This window comes from Parvibaculum sp. (assembly GCF_049651025.1).
In the GTDB taxonomy this organism is placed as follows: Bacteria; Pseudomonadota; Alphaproteobacteria; order Parvibaculales; family Parvibaculaceae; genus Parvibaculum.
Window position 1 is genome coordinate 1 of sequence record NZ_JBASBH010000071.1, and the last position, 20,478, is coordinate 20,478.

Here is a 20,478-nt window from a genome sequence, read left to right on the forward strand (position 1 = left end):
CCGGTCAGCTCCGCGACGAGGGCCGCCCCTTCCGGCATATCGGCTGCCACGCAGGCGCGCTGTACCACCAGCGATTGCTGCCTCCCGTCGCCAATATGCGTCCACTGAACCCGCATCGCCCAGATGAGGAATTGCTCGGCAAAACCAAGCTCGCCCACCGGCTGATCGGCCCGGAATGACGGGCGAGGAGAGGGGGCGGCAAAATACGCACGGTCGGTCGGTCTCATTGCGGTTCTCCTTCTGCGACAGGAAGGCAAAATTATCGCAATTAAGAATTAGTCGCAAATACTATCTTGGCCGGCGTTTTGCGGCTGGGGGGCAAATTTCGAGACGCCGCCACCCCGACCCCCCCTCCCGTCACCCCGACCCCAATCCGTCACCCCGGGCTTGACCCGGGGTCCACCTTTGCCGCGGCTTCCGCATGGACGATGCCTGCGAAAGCTGGATGCCGGATCAAGTCCGGCATGACGATGAGAACAATTCCGGACCAAAACCCGAGTGCCATTTTTCCTGGAATTGCTCTGGCGCCGCGCAGCGGCATAATCATCGCAAAACCGGGGGGAGCAGATGGTAGCGAAAGTCGATGTGATCGTGGTGGGGGCAGGGCTCGCCGGTCTGAAAGCGGCGCAGGAGCTGGAAGCCCGTGGCCGCTCCGTCATCGTCATCGAGGCGCGCGACCGGGTTGGCGGGCGCACAATGCCCGGCATGATCGCAGGCGAGGTGATCGATCGCGGCGGCCAGTGGGTCGGCCCCGGCCAGCAACTATTGCTCGGGGAAGCCGCCCGCCTCGGCATCGAAACCTATGCCCAATATGACAAGGGCAATCAGGTCCTCCATTACGACGGCACGCGGCGCACCTATAGCGGCGACACGCCGAAACTGCCGCTTCTCTCCTTGCTCGAACTCGACCGCGTCGTGAAGCGCTGGAACCGCGAAGCCGCAACGCTGCCAATGGATGCGCCATGGACGGCGCTGAAGGCGCTCGACTGGGACGCGCAAACGCTTGAAAGCTGGATCCTGCGCAACATCCGCACCAAAGGCGCGCGCACCTTTGCCCGTCTCGTCACCCGCGCCGTCTTCTGCGCCGAGCCGCAACAAATCTCCTATCTCTTCTTCCTCGAATACCTCCGCTCCGGCCACGGCGTCGAACATCTGATCGGCGTGAAGGGCGGCGCGCAGGAAGCGAAGTTTCGCGGCGGCGCCCACAGCATTTCGCGCCGCCTTGCCGATAGCCTCAAATCGCCCATTGTGCTCGAAGCCCCGGCCCGCGCCATCGCCCAGACAGATGAAGGCGTCAGCGTCAGGACAGACAAGGGCACATTCGAGGCATCCCACGCGATCATCGCCGTCCCGCCCGCGCTTGCCTCCCGCATCCATTTCGACGCGCCGCTGCCTGCAAAACACGACGGGCTTTTCCAGCGCATGCCGATGGGTTCCGTCATCAAGGTGCATGTCGCCTATGCCGAACCTTTCTGGCGCAAGGCGGGATTGTCCGGTCAGGCCGCAAGCGACGGCCACGCCTTCAACGTCGTCTTCGACCAGTCGCCGGATGATGAGCGTGTCGGCATTCTTGTTGGCTTTATAGACGGCGCACACGCAATCGAGATGAGCGCCATGGGCGACAATGCCCGCCGCCAGCATGTAATCGCCGCACTTGTCGATTATTTCGGGCCGAAAGCCGCCGAACCCATCGATTATGTCGATCAGGACTGGACGGCGGAGGAATGGAGCCGCGGCTGCTATGTTGGCCACATGGCGCCCGGCGTCATGACGCTGTTCGGCGACCAGATCCGCGAACCTGTCGGCCGTTTGCATTGGGCCGGAACGGAAACAGCCACGGAATGGGCCGGTTATATGGACGGTGCGCTCCAGTCCGGTATCCGCGCGGCGGGTGAAATCCTCATTCGCCGCTGAATTGGGGTGTTGCTCGGATGCATCTTTATCATGTGACAAATCGGCGGGTTTCCTAGGTTTTAATTGACAGGCCCCACCCCTCGTTCTACACAGCGCACAGAACGCAATCGCACGTGCCTCTGGCCCTCTGGTTACGTAACGACGTACGCGTCTCTTTTGGAATGTTTTGCGGTAGCCATACGCGGCGAGACCGCTGGTTCTGGGGAGAATGCATATGCCGGATTATAGTCTGAGGGGCTAACGCCCCGGATGAAGTCGAGCCGTATCACTCGCTGAGAGTGAGCAGGCCGGGCGAGATCGCCCCGCACTCGACACCCACAAAAATTTCATCAAGCCAATGCGGTTCTTCTCCCGCAACAGCTTTAGTTCACGGCCCCGGCGTGTCCGCAATCTGCGCGACCGGTCGGCAAGCCAGTTCATCTTTGGTTGGGGAGTGGCACAATGCCCAAATCCAATGCCCTTCTTCAAGCCGACGTGCTTGAGTTTCCCGTTGACGTAACCGAGGTGAAAGCCTCGACGCCCGGTCAGTTCACGACCACCGACGAGCGCACCGATTTCTTCATCGAGCGCGATGGTGAGCGCTACGCCGGCACGCATCTCATCATCGATCTGGTCGATGCAAGCCGTCTGGACGATCTCGAGCATATCGAGACGACGCTGCGCCGTTGCGTCGAAGTGTCGAAGGCGACGCTGCTGCACATCCACCTCCATCACTTCACGCCCAATGGCGGCGTGTCGGGCGTGGCCGTGCTGTCGGAAAGCCACATCTCGATCCACACCTGGCCCGAGGCGAACTACGCCGCCCTCGACGTCTTCATGTGTGGCATTGCCGAGCCGCATAATGCGATCGCCGTCCTGCAGGAAGCATTCGGCACGACCAATGTGCGTGTCGAAGAGATTCGTCGCGGGCGAGGCATGGTATGAGCAGCCGGTGGATCACTGAAACCCTCCATGAAAAAGAGGGTTTCATCACATCCTACCGTGCCGACAAGGTTCTCTACGAAGAGAATACCGGCCAGCAGCAACTGGTGATCTTCGACAATTCGCTCTTCGGGCGGATGATGACGCTCGACGGTGCGACGCAGGTCGCCGAACGCGACGAGTTCGTCTATCACGAGATGATGACGCATGTGCCGATCCTCGCGCATGGCAGCGCGAAGAAGGTACTCATCATCGGTGGCGGCGATGGCGGCATCCTGCGCGAGACGACGCGCCATAAAAGCGTCGAGAAGATCACGATGGTCGAGATCGACCCGGCCGTGACCGATTTCTGCAAGACGCATCTTCCGATGGTGTCGGCAGGCGCCTTCGACGATCCGCGCCTCGATCTCGTCTTTGAAGACGGCACGATATTCGTCGCGCAGTCGAAAGAGCAATACGACGTCATCATCGTCGACTCGACCGATCCCATCGGTCCGGGCGCGGTGCTGTTTGAGGAAAGCTTCTATCGCAACGCCAAGGCGCGTCTCGCGCCGGGCGGCGTCATCGTCACGCAGAACGGCGTGCCCTTTCTGCAGGCTGCCGAGCTGAAAAGCACGATGGATAAATTCCGCCGCCTCTTCACCTGCGCGCATTGCTACCTTGCGTCCATCCCGACCTATGTCGGCGGACCCATGGCGATGGGCTGGGGCACGGACGATGAATTTCTGACGGCGGTGACGGTGGAAACCCTGCGCCATCGCCTCGCAACCGCAGGCTTCCAGACGCGTTATTACACGCCGGAAGTTCACAAGGCGGCCTTCGCCTTGCCGCGTTACGTTCAGGACTGCTTCCCGGTCTAGGGCCAATCGACGTTCAAAACGCCAGCCGTTTGAACCTCATTTCCCCGTCATGCCGGACTTGATCCGGCATCCATCTTCCTTGCTGATGGCAAAGAGTGGACCCCGGATCAAGTCCGGGGTGACGGCTTCTTCGGGCGAGTCCTTCTCGCGGCGCTACCCCAGTTTCGCGCTGGAAAGAATGATCCCGTCGGCATCGGCATAAAGCCAATCGCCGGGAGTGATGGTGACACCGGCGAAGCTGACGACCACGTCAGCTTCGCCGATCCCCGCGCGGGCGCTGCGCTTGGGATGCGCCGCAAGCGCCTTCACGCCCACGGCTGCGGCGGCAAGCTCGCCCGTGTCGCGGATGCAGCCATTGATGACGACGCCCGCCCAGCCATTTTGCGCCGCAAGCGCTGCCAGATTGCCGCCGAACAGGGCGCAATTCGTCGAGCCGCCGCCATCGACGACAAGCACCCGGCCATGGCCCGGGCCTTCCACGGCGGCGCGAACTTTCACATTGTCGTCGAAGGTCTTCAGCGTCGTCACCGGGCCGTAAAAGGCCGTTTTCCCGCCAAAATCGCGAAAAATCGGTGCGCAATGACGCACAAGATCGGGATGTGCGTCGGAAAGATCGGTCGTTGCCGGGGCGGAAAGCTGAGCTGTCATGGCTGCAATTCACATAAAATGGGGTGATCCGGGCGGGTCTAGGTGTTCCCACGATCCCTGAAATATGTCTAGGCTCTACCTGTCATATCAAAAAGTGGCCGGCGAAGATGCCGCTCCTTGGCGCTTCAGCCGGTCAGGGAGAAGAGAAGATGGCTCAAACACAGGTTGCGGCCGCACCCTCGGTCGCCATTCTCGGCGCTGGCGTCGCCGGCATTTGCATGGCGATCAAGCTCAAGCAGGCGGGCAACACGAATTTCACGATCTATGAAAAGGCTGCCGAGATCGGCGGCACCTGGCGCGAGAACACTTATCCGGGCTGCTCCTGCGACGTGCCGCTGCACATGTATCAATTCTCCTTCGAGATGGAGTCGAGCTGGACGAAAAAATATGTCCAGGCCGCCGACATCAAGGCCTATCTCGAATTCGTCGTCGACAAATACGGCCTGCGGCCCTTCATCCGCTTCAACACCGAAATTGACGAAGCACATTTCGATGAGGCAAGCGGGCTCTGGCATCTGAAATCGGGCGCGGCGTCCTTCGATGCCAACGTGCTCGTCGCAGGCACCGGCCAGCTTCACCGGCCGCTCTATCCAGACATTCCGGGTCGTGAAAATTTCAAGGGTGCAAGCTGGCACTCCGCCAAGTGGAATCACGATTACGACCTGAAGGGCAAGAAGGTCGCCGTGATCGGCACCGGCGCCAGCGTCATCCAGTTCGCGCCTGAAATCGCCAGGGAAGTCGGCGATCTCTATATCTATCAGCGCACCGCAAGCTGGGTCGCGCCGCGTCCGCAGCGCGAATTCAAAAGCTGGGAGCGCCCGCTCTACAAGGCGCTTCCCTGGACGATGAACTTTCAGCGTTACAAGGTCTATTGGCAGGGCGAGATGCTCTTCTACACGTTCCATCACATGGGCGACGCGATCAAGAAAGTCGCGAACGACGAGATGGAGCTTTATGTCAAGGACCCCGTGAAGCGCGCCAGGCTCACGCCCGATTACGAGCCCGGCTGCAAGCGCGTGCTGTTTGCCAATGACTGGTTCCCGGCATTGGGCCGCGACAATGTTCACCTCGTCACCGACAAGATCACGCGCATCACCGAAGACGGTATTGAGACGGCGGACGGAAATTTCCAGAAGGTCGATGCGATCATTTACGGCACGGGCTTCGACACGACGCATTTCCTCGGCCCGATGAAAGTGACGGGCCTTGCAGGCCGCGACCTGAAGGAAGTCTGGAAGGGCGGCGCGGAAGCGCATCACGGCATGACGGTTGCGGGCTTCCCGAACTTCTTCATGCTCTACGGCCCGAACACGAACCTCGGCCACAACTCGATCATCTTCATGATCGAGTGTCAGGCGAACTACATCACCCGTTGCGTGCAGAAGATCGCGCGCGAAAATCTTCTCTATCTCGACGTGAAGGCAGATGTGCAGCGCGCCTCGAATAAAGTCGTGCAGGACGATAACGCGCATTCCGTCTATGCGTCGGGCGGCTGCACAAGCTGGTACAAAACCGCCGAAGGCAAGGTCACCAACAACTGGGCGAACTACACGTTCAAATACTGGTGGCGAACCCGCCGCCCGCATTTCGCCGAATACAACATGCGCGCCCGCACCAGTGGTGCCGTTACCGCAGGCGCGCCCGGCGAGGGCAGGCCGGTGGCGGCGGATTGAACTTGGCGTCAAATTCTGTGTCATCCCGGGGCTTGTCCCCGGGATCCATCTTCCACGCATTCACTGGCGCAAGATGGATCCCGGCATAAAGCCGGGATGGCATTTATTGGATCGCCATCAACCCGATGCAGGCAGCGCCTCCCGCAACGCCTCCGCCGTAAACCGATCCGCTGGAAAGAACGATTCAATCGCCAGTTCCGAAAAAGTCAGATCGACCGCCGTGCCGAAAACCGTGGTCGTGGTGAGAAACGAAAGCACATCCCCGCCATGCCTGATCCGCAGCGGCAGGACAATCTCGCTATAGGGATGGTCCATCGTCGATCTGGAATCCGACGGCGCACATGGATAGCTCTCAAGCTCGCCATATAGATCGATCAGCCCCTTGTCGCCCGTCGCCGCGATCTGCGTATGCAGCCGCGCGAGCACATGCGCGCGCCACTGACCGACATTGAGGATGCGCGACGAAAGCCCATCGGGATGCAGGCTCAGGCGCAGCACATTGACCGGCGGTTCCAGCAGCGCGGGCGCAATGTCGCTCAGAAACAACCCGATGCCGCGATTGGCGGCAACAAGCGTCCAGTGCCGATCGACGGCAAGGGCAGGATGCGGCTCATGTCCGCGCAACACCGCCTCGACGGCGTGGCGCGCATGTTCCGCAATCGGACTATCGAGCGACGTTTCACTATAGAGCGGCGCAAAGCCCGCCGCGAGAAACAGCGAATTGCGGTCACGCGGCGGAATGTCGAGAAGCTCGGCCAGATGGGCAAGCATTTCCCGGCTCGGTCGCGAACGCCCTGTTTCCAGAAAACTCAAATGCCGCGCCGAAACCTCCGCATCGCAGGCGAGCGCAAGCTGGCTCAACCGGCGACGCTGCCGCCATATGCGCAAGAGTTCCCCCACGGGTGCCGTCTGATGCGTGTTCAACATGGCCTCAGTCTTCACAGGCGCGGGCATGGCGGCAATTACCTCCGATGTAATCGACTTGCGTGCTTCCCATGGCGAGGATCGCAGCCGACTTCGTTCACCCAACTGTCAGGGAGATGATTATGACTGACATAAATCGCCTTATCGACGGCTACTTCGCCGTCTGGAACGAGACGAAGGCGGAGCGCCGCCGCGATCTGATTGCAAAAACCTGGGCCGAAAACGCCGCCTATCTCGATCCCATCATGTCGGGCGAGGGCCATGACGGCATAGACCGGATGATTGCGGGCGCGCAGGCGCAGTTCCCCGGCCACGTCTTCCGCCAGATCGGCAAAGCCGACAACCACAATGACCGCCTGCGCTTCAGCTGGGTGCTTGTCGGTCCTGACGGCAACGAAATCGGCGTCGCCGGAACCGATTTCGGCACTGTGAGCAATGACGGCCGCCTCGCCGCCATCACCGGCTTCCTCGACCAGATGCCAACTGCATGAACGGAGAAGAACCCATGCAAGCCATTCTCTCGTCCCCCTCGCTTCTGCGAAACGCATTGCTTGTCGATGCGATAGCCACCGGCGCAACCGGCCTGCTCATGGCCGCCACCGCATCGCTCCTCGCGCCTCTGCTCGGCCTGCACGAAAATCTCATATTCTACGCAGGCCTGCTGCTCATTCCCTTTGCGGGCTTCGTCTACCTCACCGCAAACGGCCAGCCGATCTCGCGCAAGGCCGCAATGGCAATCGTCATCCTAAACGCGCTCTGGGTGATCGACAGCATCGCGCTCCTCGCAAGCGGCTGGATCGAACCAACCGCGCTCGGCTATGTCTTCGTCGTAGGGCAGGCCCTCATCGGCGGCCTCTTCGCCGAGCTGCAATATGTCGGCTTGCGCCGCACAGCCTGATGCCACACGCAAACAAAAAGGCCGCAGAGATTTCTCTCTGCGGCCTTTGATGTTTTAGCGGTGCCGATTAGTGGTCGGTGCCGGTCTTGAACTGGTCGGCTTCGGTCGAGTCGCCGAGCGCCGTCGTGGAGCTTTCGCCGCCCGCTGCCGCCATGGCGACGAGGTCGAAGTAGCCCGTGCCGACTTCGCGCTGGTGACGCGTCGCCGTGTAGCCCTTGGCTTCCGAAGCGAATTCGGCCTGCTGCAGTTCCGAGTAAGCAGCCATGCCGCGGTCGCGGTAGCCCGAGGCCAGCTCGAACATGCCGTGGTTGAGCTGGTGGAAACCGGCCAGCGTCACGAACTGGTACTTGTAGCCCATCGCCGCGATTTCGCGCTGGAACTTCGCGATGGTGTCCTTGTCGAGGTTCGCTTCCCAGTTGAAGGAAGGCGAGCAGTTATAAGCGAGAAGCTGGTTCGGATACTTCTTCTTGATGGCTTCAGCGAAACGCTTCGCATCGTCGAGGTTCGGCTTCGACGTTTCCCACCACAGCAGGTCGGCATAAGGCGCGAAGGAGAGGCCGCGCTTGATGCAATGATCGACGCCCGTGCCCGGCTTCAGACGGTAGAAGCCTTCAATCGTGCGGCCCTTGTCGAAGTCGATGAACTCGTGATCGCGCTCGTCGATGTCGGAGGTGATGAGGTTCGCGGATTCAGCGTCGGTACGCGCCATGATCAGCGTGGGCACGCCTGAGACGTCGGCGGCGAGACGCGCTGCGTTGAGGTTGCGCTCATGCGCACGGCTCGGGATCAGAACCTTGCCGCCGAGATGGCCGCACTTCTTTTCGGAGGCGAGCTGGTCTTCGTAGTGAACGCCGGCGGCGCCCGCTTCGATGTAGGCCTTCATGATTTCAAAGCAGTTCAGCGGACCGCCGAAACCGGCTTCTGCGTCGGCGACGATCGGCAGGAACCAGTCGCGCTTCGCGCCGCCTTCCGAGTGCTCGATCTCGTCGGCGCGCTTCAGGGCGCGGTTGATCTTCTTGGCAAGTTCCGGACCGGCGTTCGCGGGATAGAGCGACTGGTCGGGATACATGGCGCCGGCGGTGTTGGCGTCGGCGGCAACCTGCCAGCCCGAGAGGTAGATCGCCTTGAGGCCTGCACGGGCCATCTGCATGGCCTGGTTGCCCGAAAGCGCGCCCAGCGAATGCACGTAATCGACCGTGTGCAGAAGTTCCCAGAGCTTGTTCGCGCCGCGCGTGGCGAGCGTATGCTCGATCGGGAAGGAGCCGCGCAGCTTCATCACGTCTTCAACAGTGTAGTTGCGCTTCACGTCGTCGAAGCGGCCCTTCGGCGCGCTCGGAATGATGTCGTAGAAGGTCTTGCTCATGGATCTAATCCTCGGTCAGTCGGGGTCGGGACAGGGTTTGGTTCAGGCTTCGTGGCTGATGAGCAGCCGGTAGGCCGGAAGGGTCAGGAACTCTTCGCATTCTTCGGCGGTCGCCATTTCGGCAAAGAGGCGGATCGCCTCGTCGAAATGACCATCCGTCCAGCGCGTCTCGCCAAGCGTTTCGCGCAAGGTCTTCATCTCGTCGTCGAGAACGTCCTGGAAAAGCTCCACCGTCACCTTGCGGCCGTCTTTCAGCGCCGCGCTGTGATAGAGCCATTGCCAGATCTGCGTACGGCTGATTTCAGCGGTCGCCGCATCTTCCATCAGATTGTAGAGCGGCACCGCGCCACGTCCGCCGAGCCAGGCTTCGATATATTGCACGCCGACGCGCACGCATTCGCGCATGCCTTCTTCCGTGCGCTCGCCCTTGTGCGGCTCGAGCAGTTCCTTCTGGCCGACATGCACGTCCTGGCGCTGACGTGCAAGCTGGTTCGGCCCGGTGAGCTTGCCGAAAACTTCCATCGCGACGGAAACGAGGTCGGGGTGAGCCACCCAGGTGCCGTCGTGGCCGTTCTTCGCTTCGCGTTCCTTGTCGGCGCGAACCTTGTTGAAGGCCGCATCATTGGCCGCCGCGTCGCCCTTCACAGGGATCTGCGCCGCCATGCCGCCCATCGCGAAAGCGCCGCGCTCATGGCAGGTTTTGACGAGCAGCAGCGAATAGGCATTCAGGAACGCATCGCCCATGACGACTGCGGCGCGGTCGGGGAGCAGATAGTTCGGGTTTTTGCCCAGACGCTTGATGTAGCTGAAGATGTAGTCCCAGCGGCCGCAATTGAGGCCGACAATGTGATCCTTCAGCTCGAAAAGGATTTCGTGCATTTCGAAGGCGGCAGGCAGCGTCTCGATCAGGATCGTCGTCTTGATCGTGGCGTTGGGAATGCCGAGCGCCTTCTGCGAATGAACGAAAACATCGTTCCAGAGGCGGGCTTCCTTGTGGCTCTCCATCTTGGGCAGATAGAAATAGGGGCCGGTGCCGTGGCCTTTCAGCTTCTTCGCATTGTGGAAGAAGTAGAGGCCGAAGTCGAAAAGCGAGCCGGACATGGGCGCGCCGTCGATTTCGATATGGGCCTCCTCAAGGTGCCAGCCGCGGGGGCGCACATTGAGAACGGCATGCTTGTCGGCGACATTATAGGTCTTGCCCGATGCGGCTTCCGTGAAGCCGATCTTGCCGTCCCAGTAATCCATCAGATTGATCTGGCCGCCGATCATATTGTCCCATGTCGGCGCGGCGGCATCTTCAAAGTCCGTCATATAGGACTGCGCGCCGGAATTGAGCGCGTTGATGACCATCTTGCGATTGTCGACGGGGCCGGTGATTTCCACGCGGCGATCCATCAGGTCTTTCGGGATGGGCGCAATCTTCCAGTCGCCTTCGCGCACCGATTTCGTCTCGGGAAGGAAATCGGGAAGCTCGCCGGCGTCGAAGCGCTTCTGGCGTTCGGCCCGCGCGGCAATCAGCTCGCGACGGCGCGCGCCGAATTTGCGTTCAAGCTCGGCAATGAAGGCGAGAGCCTCGGGCGTAAGCACGCGTTCAAAGCCGGGCTTTACCGCCCCGCGCACCTTGATTCCGTCGATGCTGGTTTTTGATGTCGCCTGGCTCATTGCTGACCTCCGCTTGACTATGTTGCCGAGGTCATACAGGCACGACAAACAAAAGTCCAAAACAATCCTAAGTCTTTGAAATTGTTAAAGTAAAGAACTTCACAATTCTCGACTGAAATTCTGTTGTGTATGTAAATTTTGTAAATTATATTGCCGTCTTCCGGGGCAATTGCGAGGATTTGCTTCATGGCGGCGGAGAAAAAAGTCTTTGCGGGTCCGCGCGTTAGGCGGTTACGCCGCGAGCGGAACCTCACTCAGGCGCGCATGGCAGCCGACCTCGGCATTTCGGCAAGTTATCTCAATCTGATCGAGCGCAACCAGCGCCCCATGTCCGCTCAGATCCTTCTGAAGCTCGCGGAAGTTTACGACATCGAGCTGCGCAGCCTCGGCGGCGACGACGAAGCCCGCGCCCTGACGACGCTGCGCGAGGTCTTTGCCGACCCGCTTTTCCGCGACGGCGGCCTCACCGCTCAGGACCTGCAGGAAGTCGCCGCCGCAAGCCCGACCAGCGCCGAAGCCATCGCGACGCTCTACCGCGCCTATCAGCAGGCCGTCGCCAATACCTCATTGCTGGCCGAGCGGCTGGCCGACCGCGACCTGCTCGACGGTGGCGGGGCGGTCACGGCGCCGCTGGAAGAAGTTCGCGACTTCATCAACAGCCGCAACAACCACTTCCCGGCTCTCGACGAAACGGCGGAAGAACTATACCGCAGCGCCGCGCTGGGCGCCGACGAGCCTTATGTCAGCCTGCGCAATTATCTGCGTGCCGCGCATGGCGTCACGACCCGCGTCGTGCCCGCCGATCTGATGTCGGGCGAACTCCGCCGCTACGACCGCCACCGCCAGACGATTTTCCTGTCCGAACTTCTCGACCAGCCCGGCCGCTCCTTCCAGCTCGCCTATCAGCTCGGCTATTTCGAGCAGTCCCGCGCCATGGAAGACATTGTCGAAAGCTCAGGGCTGGAGGGAGAGGAAACGCGCACCCTTTGCCGCGTCGCTCTCGCCAATTATTTCGCCGCCGCCTTGCTGATGCCCTATGTGCCCTTCCTCAAGACGGCGGAAGACACGCGCTACGATTTGCGCCTTCTCGGCCGGCGTTTCGGCACCAGCTTCGAGCAGGTCTGCCACCGCATCACGACGCTGCAGCGCCCCGGCGCGCGCGGCATCCCGTTTTTCCTCATTCGCGTCGATAATGCGGGCAACGTCTCGAAGCGTTTCTCCGCAGCAGGCTTCCACTTCGCGCGCTTCGGCGGCACCTGCCCGCGCTGGAACGTGCATGACGCCTTCCGCGTGCCGGGCGATATCTACACGCAGGTCATTCAGATGGAAGACGGTACGCGCTATTTCTCGATCGCGCGCACGGTCAGCCGTGGCGGCTCGGGCATCGGTGTGCCGGGGGATCAATATGCCGTGGGCCTTGGCTGCGAAATCAGCCATGCGCGAAAGATCGTCTACAGCCAGGGCTACGATCTCGACGATGAGCGCGGCGCAACGCCCATCGGCGTCAATTGCCGCCTCTGCGAGCGCACCGATTGTTCGCAGCGCGCCTTCCCGCCGCTGAAGCAGCGTCTCCGCATCGAGGATCACGTGCGCGGCGTCTCGCCCTTCGTCGTGCAGGCGCCTTAAAGCGAGAAGATCGCGCGCAAGCCATAGGCAAACAGCGCCGTCACCACGACACCGCCGACCCACAGCCCTGCAAACCAGAGCAGCCGCCGTGTTGCGCTATTCTTCATAGCCGCCATGGGCGGGCGCCTTGCCCTTGAAGACGCTATAGGCATACCAGGTGTAGAACAGGATCATCGGCAGCGTGATCGCGACGCCTATCAGCGCGAATATGATCGTCTTGTCCGGCGCGGCCGCGTCCCAGATGGTGATCGAAGGCGGCACGATATGCGGCCACAGGCTGATGCCGAGCCCCAGAAATCCGAGCATGAAAATCAGGATCGCGAAAATGAACGGCAGCCGTTCGCGATGCGTGATGATCGCCCAGTAAAGCGCGACGAAGGCGACAGCCGTGAGAAGCGGCACGGGCGCGAAGAGCAAAATCTGTGCGCCGCCAAACCAGCGTTGTTCGATCAGCGGCGACATGAGCGGCGTCAATATGCTGACGGCACCCATGGCAATGATGACGCCGCCACCCATGACCATCGCCGCGCGCCGCGCCCAGATTTGCGTCTTGTCTTCGGTCTTGACGATGAGCCATGTCGCGCCGAGCAATCCATAGCCGCAAACGACGCCGATGCCGGTGAGGATCGAGAAGGGCGAGAGCCAGTCGAAAAGCCCGCCCGCAAAGCGCTCGTTCTCCACCGTGACGCCTTGAATCAATCCGCCCAGAAGCACGCCCTGCATGAGGGCGGAGACGACGGAGCCGCCGAAGAAGGCGCGGTCCCATATATATTTGCTCGTCGTCGCGCTATGGCGAAACTCGAAGGCGACACCGCGAAAGATGAGGGCGAAAAGAAGCCCCATGAGCGGCATGTAAAAGGCGGGCAGCAGAATGGCATAGGCCACGGGAAAGAAAACCATCAGCCCGCCGCCGCCAAGCACCAGCCATGTTTCGTTGCCGTCCCAGACGGGCGCAATCGAATTCATCATGGTCGAGCGCGCCGTGTGGTCCGGCGCGAAGGGAAAGAGAATGCCGACGCCAAGATCGAAACCGTCAAGCACCACATAGAGCAGAATGCCTGCTGCAATGACGCCCGCGGCAATGAACGGAAGGTCGATCATGGGCGCACCTCCGAGAATGTGGCGTCTTCCGGCGGGATCACGAGGCCGGGCCGCGCGCCCTGCATGGCCTCAGGTTCGGCGTCGAACGGCTTAGGACCGACACGGATGATCTTGGTGAAGTAGTAGAGATAGGCTCCGAACAGCCCGCCATAAACGATCAGGAAAATGGCAAGGCTCGTCGTCACAGCGCTCGCATTGACGACGGACGAGATGCTGTCCGAGGTGCGCAACTGTCCGTAAACCGTGAAGGGCTGGCGTCCGACTTCCGCGACATACCAGCCCGCGAGAATGGCGACGATCCCGGCGGGCGTCGTCGCCGCAGCCAGACGCATGAGCCACTTGTCCGTGTCGAGCTTGCCGCGCCAGCGCGACCAGGCGCTCCACGCGCCGATCAGCAGAAACAGAAGTCCAAGCGCCACCATGACGCGGAAGGACCAGAAGACAATGCCGACAGGCGGGCGGTCTTCCTTGGCCACGTCCTTCAGCCCCGGCACGATGCCATTCATGCTGTGCGTGAGAATGAGGCTCGCAAGACCCGGTATGCCGATCTCGAAATGGTTCTTCTCGTGCTCGGCATCGGGAATGGCAAAGAAGATGATCGGCGCGCGTGCCTGCCGCTCCCAGTTCGCCTCCATCGCGGCAACCTTCACCGGCTGATGTTCAAGCACATTGAGCCCGTGCTGATCGCCGATGAAAATCTGAAGCGGTGCGAGAACGAGAACCGCCCAGAGCGCGATCGAATAGCTTTTGCGCGCCAGCATCGTGTGCTTGCCCGCGAGAAGATAGATCGCCGATACGCCCGCAATGACCAGCGCGGAAGCGAGATAGGCCGCAGCCACCATATGCGCAAGGCGATAGGGGAACGATGGATTGAAGATGATTGCAAACCAGTCATCCGGCACGAAATGCCCGGCAGCCATGTCGAAATGCGCGCCCTGCGGCGTCTGCATCCAGCTATTGGCGGAGACGATCCAGAAAGCCGAAACGGTCGTGCCTGCGCCGACAAGGCATGTCGCGAGGAAGTGGAGCCGCGGCCCCACCTTGTCCCAGCCGAAAAGCATGATGCCGAGGAAACCGGCTTCCATGAAGAAGGCCGTCAGCACCTCATAGGCCATGAGCGGCCCGATGACAGGCCCGACGATGCGCGAAAACTCGCCCCAGTTCGTTCCGAATTCGTAGGAGAGAACGATGCCGGAGACGACGCCCATGCCGAAGGAAAGCGCAAAAAGGCGAACCCAGAACTGATAAAGCCGCCGCCAGGCCTCGTCCCCCGTCCTGAGCCATAGCGCCTCGACAAGGACCAGGAAGCCCGAAATGCCGATTGTCAGCGCGGGGAAGATAATGTGAAAGGAAATAGTGAAGGCGAACTGGAGCCGCGAAAGAACGACGACATCGATTTCCGACATGGGTCACCTCCGCTCATGACTATACATGAGGCAGGCGACTGTAAAAGCGGCATTGCTGATGCGGCGCGCGGCCTAGCGAATCACGCGCTCGGCGGGAAAGCTCAGTGAAATGGCGATCGTCTGGGCTGCGTTTTGCGACACTTCCAGCGTCCCGCCATGCAACTCCATCACCTTGCGTGTGAGCGAAAGCGCGAGGCTTTCGTCCCGCGCCGTGCCGCTGTTCTCGGCGCTGACGAAGGGATCGTCCGACAGATAGGGCAGGGGCGTCTGCGCCGACGCATCATCCGTCGCTGCGATCTGTTCGCGGACTGTCACGACGATGCCGCCCGAATTTTCACGCACGACGAGCTTCAATGTCGCGCCGCGCCGCGCGCCATAAATGGCCTCCGCGATTATGCGAAACAGGCCCTGACGCAAGCGCCGCGCATCGCCGCGCAATCCGGGCAGCTTCGCCGGAGCGTCGATTTCGAGCGTCACGCCTTCCGCACCCGCCCGCGCCTTCTGGCTCGCAACCGCGATTTCGAGAAGCTGGCCGAGATTGCAGATTTCATCCGTGAGGTTGATCTGGTCCGTTTCGGCTTCGGCAATGCCGAGCAGATCCTCGATCATGTCGAGGAGCATGGTCCCGCTTGAATGAATGTCGCTGGCATAGTCGCGATAGCGTTCCTGACCGATCGGGCCGAACTGTTCGTTCTTCATCAGCTCCGAGAAACCGATGATATGCGTCAGCGGCGTCCGCAGGTCGTGATTGACGTTGGAGAAGAATGTCTGGCTGCGCTTCTGTGTCTCGCGGCTCTGTGCTTCGGCCACCTGCATGGTGCGCTCGAGCTTGCGCCGCACCGTCACATCGTTGAGCGCGGCCACGCGTGCGGGCAGCCCGCCCCAGCGCGTATCGACAATGCGCATTTCGGCGAAGCGATTGTCGCCATCGGGCCGCACCACCGCGACTTCATGCTCGCCGACTTCCGACGGCAATCCGAAAGGCTTGCCGATAAGCTCGCCAACCTTGCGTCCCAGCAGCTCTTCAGCCGCGCCATTGGCAAAGCGGACATTGCCCTGGCTGTCCAGAATGACGATGGCTTCGGAGGTTTCCTGAATGAGCGTGACCTGACGCGGCTCGACGCGTGGCTGCACCGCTTCGGGCCGCCGCCTGCTATCGCGCGCATTGCGCCGTGCGATGGCGCGCCGAATGGCGAGCATGAGCGCGCGCGTCGCGTGAAGATCGATGCTGAAACAGTCCTCCGCGCCCGCCGCGATGGCCCTCATCTGCAGCGATGCATCGTCGACGCCGACGGCGATCACCGGCGCGTCCGGCCCCAGCGAAATGACGCGGCGCATGAATGCGAAATCCGCCGCGCTGCCCGCGCCGATATCGACGATCAGCGCATCGAGGCCCGGCTCCAGCAGCGGTTGAATGCCTTCGGCGGCTTGCGAGAAATTGAATGTGACAGGCCCGGCGACGCCGGAATGGGCAAGCTCCATCAGCCCGTCGCGCAAGGCAATGCTGTCGCTCACGGCATGGATCGCAAGGAGCGGCAGCGCTTGCACGTCATCGCCCATCCGGCGATCTTGCCCGGCTTTCGCGTCTGCCTCATGGGGTTGGCTGACCATCGGCGTTGCCCTTTGCACTTGCCCCAATCCCTGATGAACCCCGTATTGTGTTGTCATGAAGTGACCCGCTTTCGCTCCCCTGCGGGGCCGTTTCGGGCCTGAGCGAAGGCAGTGGTCGGATATGCGCATTAAGGCTGACGCATATCGGTGCCTTCGGTTTCTACGATCTGCTTGTTTGGTAAATACTTCGTAAATAAATCGCCCATATTGTGGAAACTGTGTGAGTAACCCACAAGGGGCATGGCCTTACTTCATCGGAGAAAAGTGAACCCCGTCAAAGTCTTGGCCGAAAACGGGCGCCGCGGCCTGTGTGAATGAGGTGTTAATCTCTTGTTCGCCCGTTGCTTGCGAATTCTGTTCTTCCGCCCGCTATTTCCACCGCTCCAAAAGCCCCGGATGACATTGGTTGCATTTGATTGATTCGTGCGGCGGCAGCTTGCGCCGCTCCCGCCCAGCCTTGTCCCTCGTTGGGCGATGGGTTAGGTATGCGCGCGCCGTTCGCGCGAAGGTAAAACGGTTCGATTGAGGTCATGGCCAAACAGGAAAAGACATTTCGCCCCAAGGCTCGCGTGCCCAAGGGTCTGCGTGACGTTTCTGCGCCGCTCGTGCGCGCGGAAGCGGACATGCTCGCCCGTATTCGCGAGGTCTATGAGCGATATGGCTTCGACCCGCTGGAAACCTCTGCCTTCGAATATGCCGATGCGCTGGGCAAGTTCCTGCCCGACGAGGACCGCCCCAATGAGGGCGTCTTTTCGTTTCAGGATGATGACGAGCAGTGGCTCTCGCTCCGCTACGACCTGACGGCCCCCCTCGCGCGCTACGTCGCCGAGCATTATGACGGATTGCTCAAGCCCTTCCGCCGTTACCAGTCCGGTCCGGTCTGGCGCAACGAGAAGCCGGGGCCGGGTCGCTTCCGCCAGTTCACGCAATTCGACGCTGACACGGTCGGCGCGCCCGTCATCGCGGCTGACGCCGAGATGTGCATGATGGGTGCGGATGTCATGGAAGCGCTGGGCATTCCGCGCGGCCAATATCGTATCCGTGTCAATAACCGCAAGGTTCTGGACGGCCTCCTCGAAGAGATAGGCGTGGGCAGCGACGCGAGCGACCGCACGCACATGACGGTGCTGCGCTCCATCGACAAGTTCGACAAGCTTGGCCGTCGCGGCGTCGAGTTTCTGCTCGGCGCTGGCCGCAAGGACGAATCCGGCGACTTCACGAAAGGCGCTGGCCTCGCGCCTGAACAGATCGCCCGCGTGCTCGATTATGTGGAGTCCGGCGTCGGCGCAGACAGCGCAGACCGCAAGGCTGTGCTCGAAGGCTGGCGCAGCGTCGTCGGCAACAGCGCCATCGGCCGCGAAGGCCTCGACGAGCTTGCCGAGATGGACGCGCTTTTCACCTCCGCGGGCTACGGCCCCGATCGTATCGAGTTCAATTCGTGGATCGTGCGCGGTCTTGGCTATTACACCGGCCCCGTTTTCGAAGCCGAGCTTCTCCTCGAAACGAAAGACGAGGCGGGCAATCTCGTGCGCTTCGGCTCCGTCGGTTCGGGCGGTCGCTATGACGGGCTGATCGAGCGCTTCAAGGGCATCAAGGTGCCTGCGACCGGCTTCTCCGTCGGCGTCAGCCGCCTTCAGGCCGCATTGCAGATGCTGCAATCGGAAGCTGCGCCCACTGTCGTTCCCACCGTCGTCGTCCTCACGCTCGATGCCGCCAATATGGCCGGCTATCAGGCGATGGTCACCGAGCTGCGTCAGGCAGGCATCCGCGCCGAAATGTATCTCGGCGGCTCGGGCATGCGCGCCCAGATGAAATATGCCGACAAGCGCGGCGCGCCCGTCGCGGTCATCGAGGGCGAGGATGAACGCGCCGAAGGCAAGATCACGCTGAAGGACCTCATCCTCGGCTCCGAAGTCTCGCGCGAAATCTCCGACAATACCGAATGGCGTGAGAGCCAGGCCGCGCAGGTCACCGTGCCGCGCGCCGAGCTTGTCGAAGCCGTCAAGGCGATCCTGTCGCGCCACGGGCTCCATCGGGCCTGACCCGAACTCGTCTTCGCTCTCCTGTCATTTACCCAAATCATGCTAAACAGAGCGCGACCGGACCAACCGGAGCGCCCCACAAGGTCGATCATCATGGCACCTTCAAAAACGCCAGCTCGAGAAGAAGGCCGCAACACGCGCGAGGCCCGCACAGGCGCCATGCGCGCCGTCTTCGAGCGCGCCGGTTTCACCGACGTCGAGCCGCCGCTTCTTCAGCCCGCGAATGTTTTCCTCGACCGCTCCGGCGAAGACATTCGCCGCCGCCTCTATGTCTTCACCGATCCGGGCGGGCAGGAGATCTGCCTCCGCCCTGATCTCACCATCCCGACCTGCCGTTTGTATCTTGAAGAAAATGGCGGCGCGGGTCAGGCGCGCTTCTGCTATTCCGCAGCCGCCTTTCGTTTCGAGCCGCAAGGCTCGGGCAAGCCCACCGAATTCGTGCAGACCGGCGCCGAGTTCTTCGGCGCGAAGGATGCCGACGCCGCCGACGCCGAAATGCTGGCGCTCGCCGTCGATGCGGTGCGCGCGGGCGGCCTTGAAAAATTCGATATCGAAATGGGCGACCTCGCTCTGTTCGACGCATTGGTCGATGCGCTGGACATTCCCGGCGGCTGGCGCACGAGGCTGAAGCGCCACTTCTGGCGGCCGGCTTACTTCAAGGAACTCGTCGCCCGTCTCGCCACAAATGGCGCAACGGAGCGCGCCAGCGAGCGCACCGGCCTTCTCGCCGCGCTCGATGCGCTGGATGAGAAGAACGCGCGCAGCGTCATCGAAGACGTGCTCGATCTCGCCAAGATCGCTCCGGTCGGCGGTCGCAGCGTCGCTGAAATCGCCGAACGTTTCCTTGAGCGCGCAGCAGACCAGAGCGCCGCGCCCCTCTCGAAGGAAACAGCAAAGCTCATCGACACCTTCCTCGCTCTGTCGCTGAAGCCGCAGGATGTTGCGAAGCGCATCCGCGATCTGACGAAAGCCGCAGGCATAAAAATCGAAAAGCAGATCGGCGCGCTGGAGCGCCGCTTTGAATTGATCGAGAAAAAAGGCGTCGATCTTTCCCGCGCGCGTTTCGAAACCGGCTTTGGCCGCACGCTTGAATATTACACCGGCTTCGTTTTCGAACTGCGCGCCAAGGGTGCAGGCGCTGATGGCGTCGTCGCAGGCGGCGGACGTTACGACGGCCTGCTGCAAAGCCTCGGTGCGCCGACGCGCGTGCCCGCTGTCGGTTGCGCCATCACTCTGGAGCGTTTGACCGCAGCGCTTGCATCGAAGGGGAGCCCGTCGAAATGAGCAAGCCCATCAAAGACGCCCTCATCATCGGCATCCCGTCAAAGGGCCGCCTACAGGAAAACGCCAACGGCTTTTTCGCCCGCGCCGGTCTCAACGTGAAACAGGCCGCGGGCGGTCGCGAATATGTGGGCCGCCTCTCCGACGTCGCCAATGTCGCCGTCGCCTTCCTCTCGGCCTCCGAAATCGTCAGCCGCCTCGAAGACGGCTCGATCCATTTCGGCGTTACTGGCGAAGACCTGATCCGCGAGCAACTGCCCGATGCCGACAATACGGTCGAGCTGCTGCTGCCATTGGGCTTTGGCTATGCCGATGTCGTCGTCGCCGTGCCGCAAAGCTGGATCGACGTATCGACCATGGCCGATCTCGACGATGTGGCGCTGGCCTTTCACCGCCGCCACGGTCGCCGCCTGCGCATCGCAACGAAATATCTGAACCTGACGCGCGGCTTCTTCGCGGAGCACGGCATTGCGGATTACCGCATCGTCGAAAGCGCCGGCGCAACCGAAGGCGCGCCCGCTGCCGGCACGGCGGAAGCCATTGTCGAC

Annotated in this window: 18 protein-coding genes; 10 read left to right on the plus strand and 8 right to left on the minus strand. The window is 61.7% G+C overall.

Going from position 1 to position 20,478, the window contains the following annotated elements:
- Window positions 1-227 (minus strand): hypothetical protein (locus WA943_RS09610; protein ID WP_424469654.1); only part of this gene is annotated, 227 nt, incomplete at its 3' end.
- A gap of 340 nt (window positions 228-567) precedes the next feature.
- Between WA943_RS09610 and WA943_RS09615 the strand changes: the two genes are divergently transcribed.
- From WA943_RS09615 to speE, 3 genes are all read left to right on the plus strand, one after another.
- Entirely contained in the window at window positions 568-1,914 is a 1,347-nt protein-coding gene (locus tag WA943_RS09615) for a flavin monoamine oxidase family protein (protein WP_424469655.1), read from the plus strand.
- A gap of 441 nt (window positions 1,915-2,355) precedes the next feature.
- The gene (gene speD / locus WA943_RS09620; RefSeq protein WP_424469656.1) at window positions 2,356-2,838 is read left to right on the plus strand and encodes an adenosylmethionine decarboxylase; all 483 of its coding nucleotides are present in this window, start codon (window positions 2,356-2,358) and stop codon (window positions 2,836-2,838) included.
- Window positions 2,835-3,695, plus strand: coding sequence for a polyamine aminopropyltransferase (gene speE / locus WA943_RS09625; RefSeq protein ID WP_424469657.1), 861 nt, complete (start codon window positions 2,835-2,837; stop codon window positions 3,693-3,695). The genes speD and speE overlap by 4 nt, the downstream gene beginning before the upstream one ends.
- A 153-nt stretch (window positions 3,696-3,848) precedes the next feature.
- Here the strand turns inward: speE and rraA are convergent, their stop codons facing one another.
- Window positions 3,849-4,343 carry a ribonuclease E activity regulator RraA gene (gene rraA / locus WA943_RS09630; RefSeq protein ID WP_424469658.1) on the minus strand — a complete coding sequence of 165 codons (495 nt, stop codon included), beginning with the start codon at window positions 4,341-4,343 and terminating at the stop codon, window positions 3,849-3,851.
- A gap of 149 nt (window positions 4,344-4,492) precedes the next feature.
- On the opposite strand from rraA, the gene WA943_RS09635 reads away from it, so the two are divergent.
- The gene (locus WA943_RS09635; RefSeq protein ID WP_424469659.1) at window positions 4,493-6,016 is read left to right on the plus strand and encodes a flavin-containing monooxygenase; all 1,524 of its coding nucleotides are present in this window, start codon (window positions 4,493-4,495) and stop codon (window positions 6,014-6,016) included.
- A 117-nt stretch (window positions 6,017-6,133) separates the two neighbouring features.
- Here WA943_RS09635 and WA943_RS09640 read toward each other — a convergent pair whose 3' ends face one another.
- The gene (locus WA943_RS09640; protein ID WP_424469660.1) at window positions 6,134-6,943 is read right to left on the minus strand and encodes a helix-turn-helix domain-containing protein; all 810 of its coding nucleotides are present in this window, start codon (window positions 6,941-6,943) and stop codon (window positions 6,134-6,136) included.
- A 119-nt stretch (window positions 6,944-7,062) separates the two neighbouring features.
- Between WA943_RS09640 and WA943_RS09645 the strand changes: the two genes are divergently transcribed.
- Window positions 7,063-7,431 (plus strand): nuclear transport factor 2 family protein, encoded by a 369-nt coding sequence (locus WA943_RS09645; RefSeq protein WP_424469661.1) that lies wholly within the window; start codon window positions 7,063-7,065, stop codon window positions 7,429-7,431.
- 14 nt (window positions 7,432-7,445) lie between these two features.
- Window positions 7,446-7,838, plus strand: a complete 393-nt coding sequence (locus WA943_RS09650) for a hypothetical protein (RefSeq protein ID WP_424469662.1) — start codon at window positions 7,446-7,448, stop codon at window positions 7,836-7,838.
- A 67-nt stretch (window positions 7,839-7,905) separates the two neighbouring features.
- Here the strand turns inward: WA943_RS09650 and aceA are convergent, their stop codons facing one another.
- Both aceA and aceB read right to left on the minus strand, forming a co-directional pair.
- Window positions 7,906-9,201: an isocitrate lyase gene (gene aceA, locus WA943_RS09655; RefSeq protein ID WP_424469663.1), complete on the minus strand. Its 1,296-nt coding sequence runs from the start codon at window positions 9,199-9,201 to the stop codon at window positions 7,906-7,908.
- Window positions 9,202-9,243: 42 nt separating this feature from the next.
- Complete coding sequence (gene aceB, locus WA943_RS09660; RefSeq protein WP_424469664.1) at window positions 9,244-10,863, minus strand: malate synthase A; 1,620 nt, start codon at window positions 10,861-10,863, stop codon at window positions 9,244-9,246.
- 186 nt (window positions 10,864-11,049) lie between these two features.
- Here aceB and WA943_RS09665 point away from each other — a divergent pair, with 186 nt between their 5' ends.
- A complete protein-coding gene (locus WA943_RS09665; RefSeq protein ID WP_424469665.1) occupies window positions 11,050-12,489 on the plus strand; it encodes a helix-turn-helix domain-containing protein in 1,440 nt (479 codons plus the stop codon).
- A 96-nt stretch (window positions 12,490-12,585) separates the two neighbouring features.
- On the opposite strand, the gene cydB is transcribed toward WA943_RS09665, so the two are convergent.
- The 3 genes from cydB to WA943_RS09680 all read right to left on the minus strand — a co-directional run bounded on the left by cydB (window position 12,586) and on the right by WA943_RS09680 (window position 16,607).
- The gene (cydB, locus tag WA943_RS09670; RefSeq protein WP_424469666.1) at window positions 12,586-13,590 is read right to left on the minus strand and encodes a cytochrome d ubiquinol oxidase subunit II; all 1,005 of its coding nucleotides are present in this window, start codon (window positions 13,588-13,590) and stop codon (window positions 12,586-12,588) included.
- The gene (locus WA943_RS09675) at window positions 13,587-14,996 is read right to left on the minus strand and encodes a cytochrome ubiquinol oxidase subunit I (protein ID WP_424469667.1); all 1,410 of its coding nucleotides are present in this window, start codon (window positions 14,994-14,996) and stop codon (window positions 13,587-13,589) included. The genes cydB and WA943_RS09675 overlap by 4 nt, the downstream gene beginning before the upstream one ends.
- Window positions 14,997-15,068: 72 nt before the next feature.
- On the minus strand, window positions 15,069-16,607 hold the full coding sequence (locus WA943_RS09680) for a PAS domain-containing sensor histidine kinase (protein WP_424469668.1): 1,539 nt from the start codon (window positions 16,605-16,607) through the stop codon (window positions 15,069-15,071).
- A gap of 530 nt (window positions 16,608-17,137) precedes the next feature.
- Here WA943_RS09680 and hisS point away from each other — a divergent pair.
- From hisS to hisG, 3 genes are all read left to right on the plus strand, one after another.
- The gene (gene hisS / locus WA943_RS09685) at window positions 17,138-18,649 is read left to right on the plus strand and encodes a histidine--tRNA ligase (RefSeq protein WP_424469669.1); all 1,512 of its coding nucleotides are present in this window, start codon (window positions 17,138-17,140) and stop codon (window positions 18,647-18,649) included.
- 93 nt (window positions 18,650-18,742) lie between these two features.
- Window positions 18,743-19,933 carry an ATP phosphoribosyltransferase regulatory subunit gene (locus tag WA943_RS09690; RefSeq protein ID WP_424469670.1) on the plus strand — a complete coding sequence of 397 codons (1,191 nt, stop codon included), beginning with the start codon at window positions 18,743-18,745 and terminating at the stop codon, window positions 19,931-19,933.
- Window positions 19,930-20,478: ATP phosphoribosyltransferase (hisG, locus tag WA943_RS09695; RefSeq protein ID WP_424469671.1), on the plus strand; the 549-nt coding region annotated here is incomplete at its 3' end. The genes WA943_RS09690 and hisG, both read left to right, overlap by 4 nt.

Bases quoted from the DNA above. Each gene is read 5' to 3' on its own strand.
- WA943_RS09615 (WP_424469655.1), top strand. From the start codon at position 568: ATGGTAGCGAAAGTCGATGTGATCGTGGTGGGGGCAGGGCTCGCCGGT.
- speD (WP_424469656.1), top strand. From the start codon at position 2,356: ATGCCCAAATCCAATGCCCTTCTTCAAGCCGACGTGCTTGAGTTTCCC.
- speE (WP_424469657.1), top strand. From the start codon at position 2,835: ATGAGCAGCCGGTGGATCACTGAAACCCTCCATGAAAAAGAGGGTTTC.
- rraA (WP_424469658.1), bottom strand. From the start codon at position 4,343: ATGACAGCTCAGCTTTCCGCCCCGGCAACGACCGATCTTTCCGACGCA.
- WA943_RS09635 (WP_424469659.1), top strand. From the start codon at position 4,493: ATGGCTCAAACACAGGTTGCGGCCGCACCCTCGGTCGCCATTCTCGGC.
- WA943_RS09640 (WP_424469660.1), bottom strand. From the start codon at position 6,943: ATGTTGAACACGCATCAGACGGCACCCGTGGGGGAACTCTTGCGCATA.
- WA943_RS09645 (WP_424469661.1), top strand. From the start codon at position 7,063: ATGACTGACATAAATCGCCTTATCGACGGCTACTTCGCCGTCTGGAAC.
- WA943_RS09650 (WP_424469662.1), top strand. From the start codon at position 7,446: ATGCAAGCCATTCTCTCGTCCCCCTCGCTTCTGCGAAACGCATTGCTT.
- aceA (WP_424469663.1), bottom strand. From the start codon at position 9,201: ATGAGCAAGACCTTCTACGACATCATTCCGAGCGCGCCGAAGGGCCGC.
- aceB (WP_424469664.1), bottom strand. From the start codon at position 10,863: ATGAGCCAGGCGACATCAAAAACCAGCATCGACGGAATCAAGGTGCGC.
- WA943_RS09665 (WP_424469665.1), top strand. From the start codon at position 11,050: ATGGCGGCGGAGAAAAAAGTCTTTGCGGGTCCGCGCGTTAGGCGGTTA.
- cydB (WP_424469666.1), bottom strand. From the start codon at position 13,590: ATGATCGACCTTCCGTTCATTGCCGCGGGCGTCATTGCAGCAGGCATT.
- WA943_RS09675 (WP_424469667.1), bottom strand. From the start codon at position 14,996: ATGTCGGAAATCGATGTCGTCGTTCTTTCGCGGCTCCAGTTCGCCTTC.
- WA943_RS09680 (WP_424469668.1), bottom strand. From the start codon at position 16,607: ATGGTCAGCCAACCCCATGAGGCAGACGCGAAAGCCGGGCAAGATCGC.
- hisS (WP_424469669.1), top strand. From the start codon at position 17,138: ATGGCCAAACAGGAAAAGACATTTCGCCCCAAGGCTCGCGTGCCCAAG.
- WA943_RS09690 (WP_424469670.1), top strand. From the start codon at position 18,743: ATGGCACCTTCAAAAACGCCAGCTCGAGAAGAAGGCCGCAACACGCGC.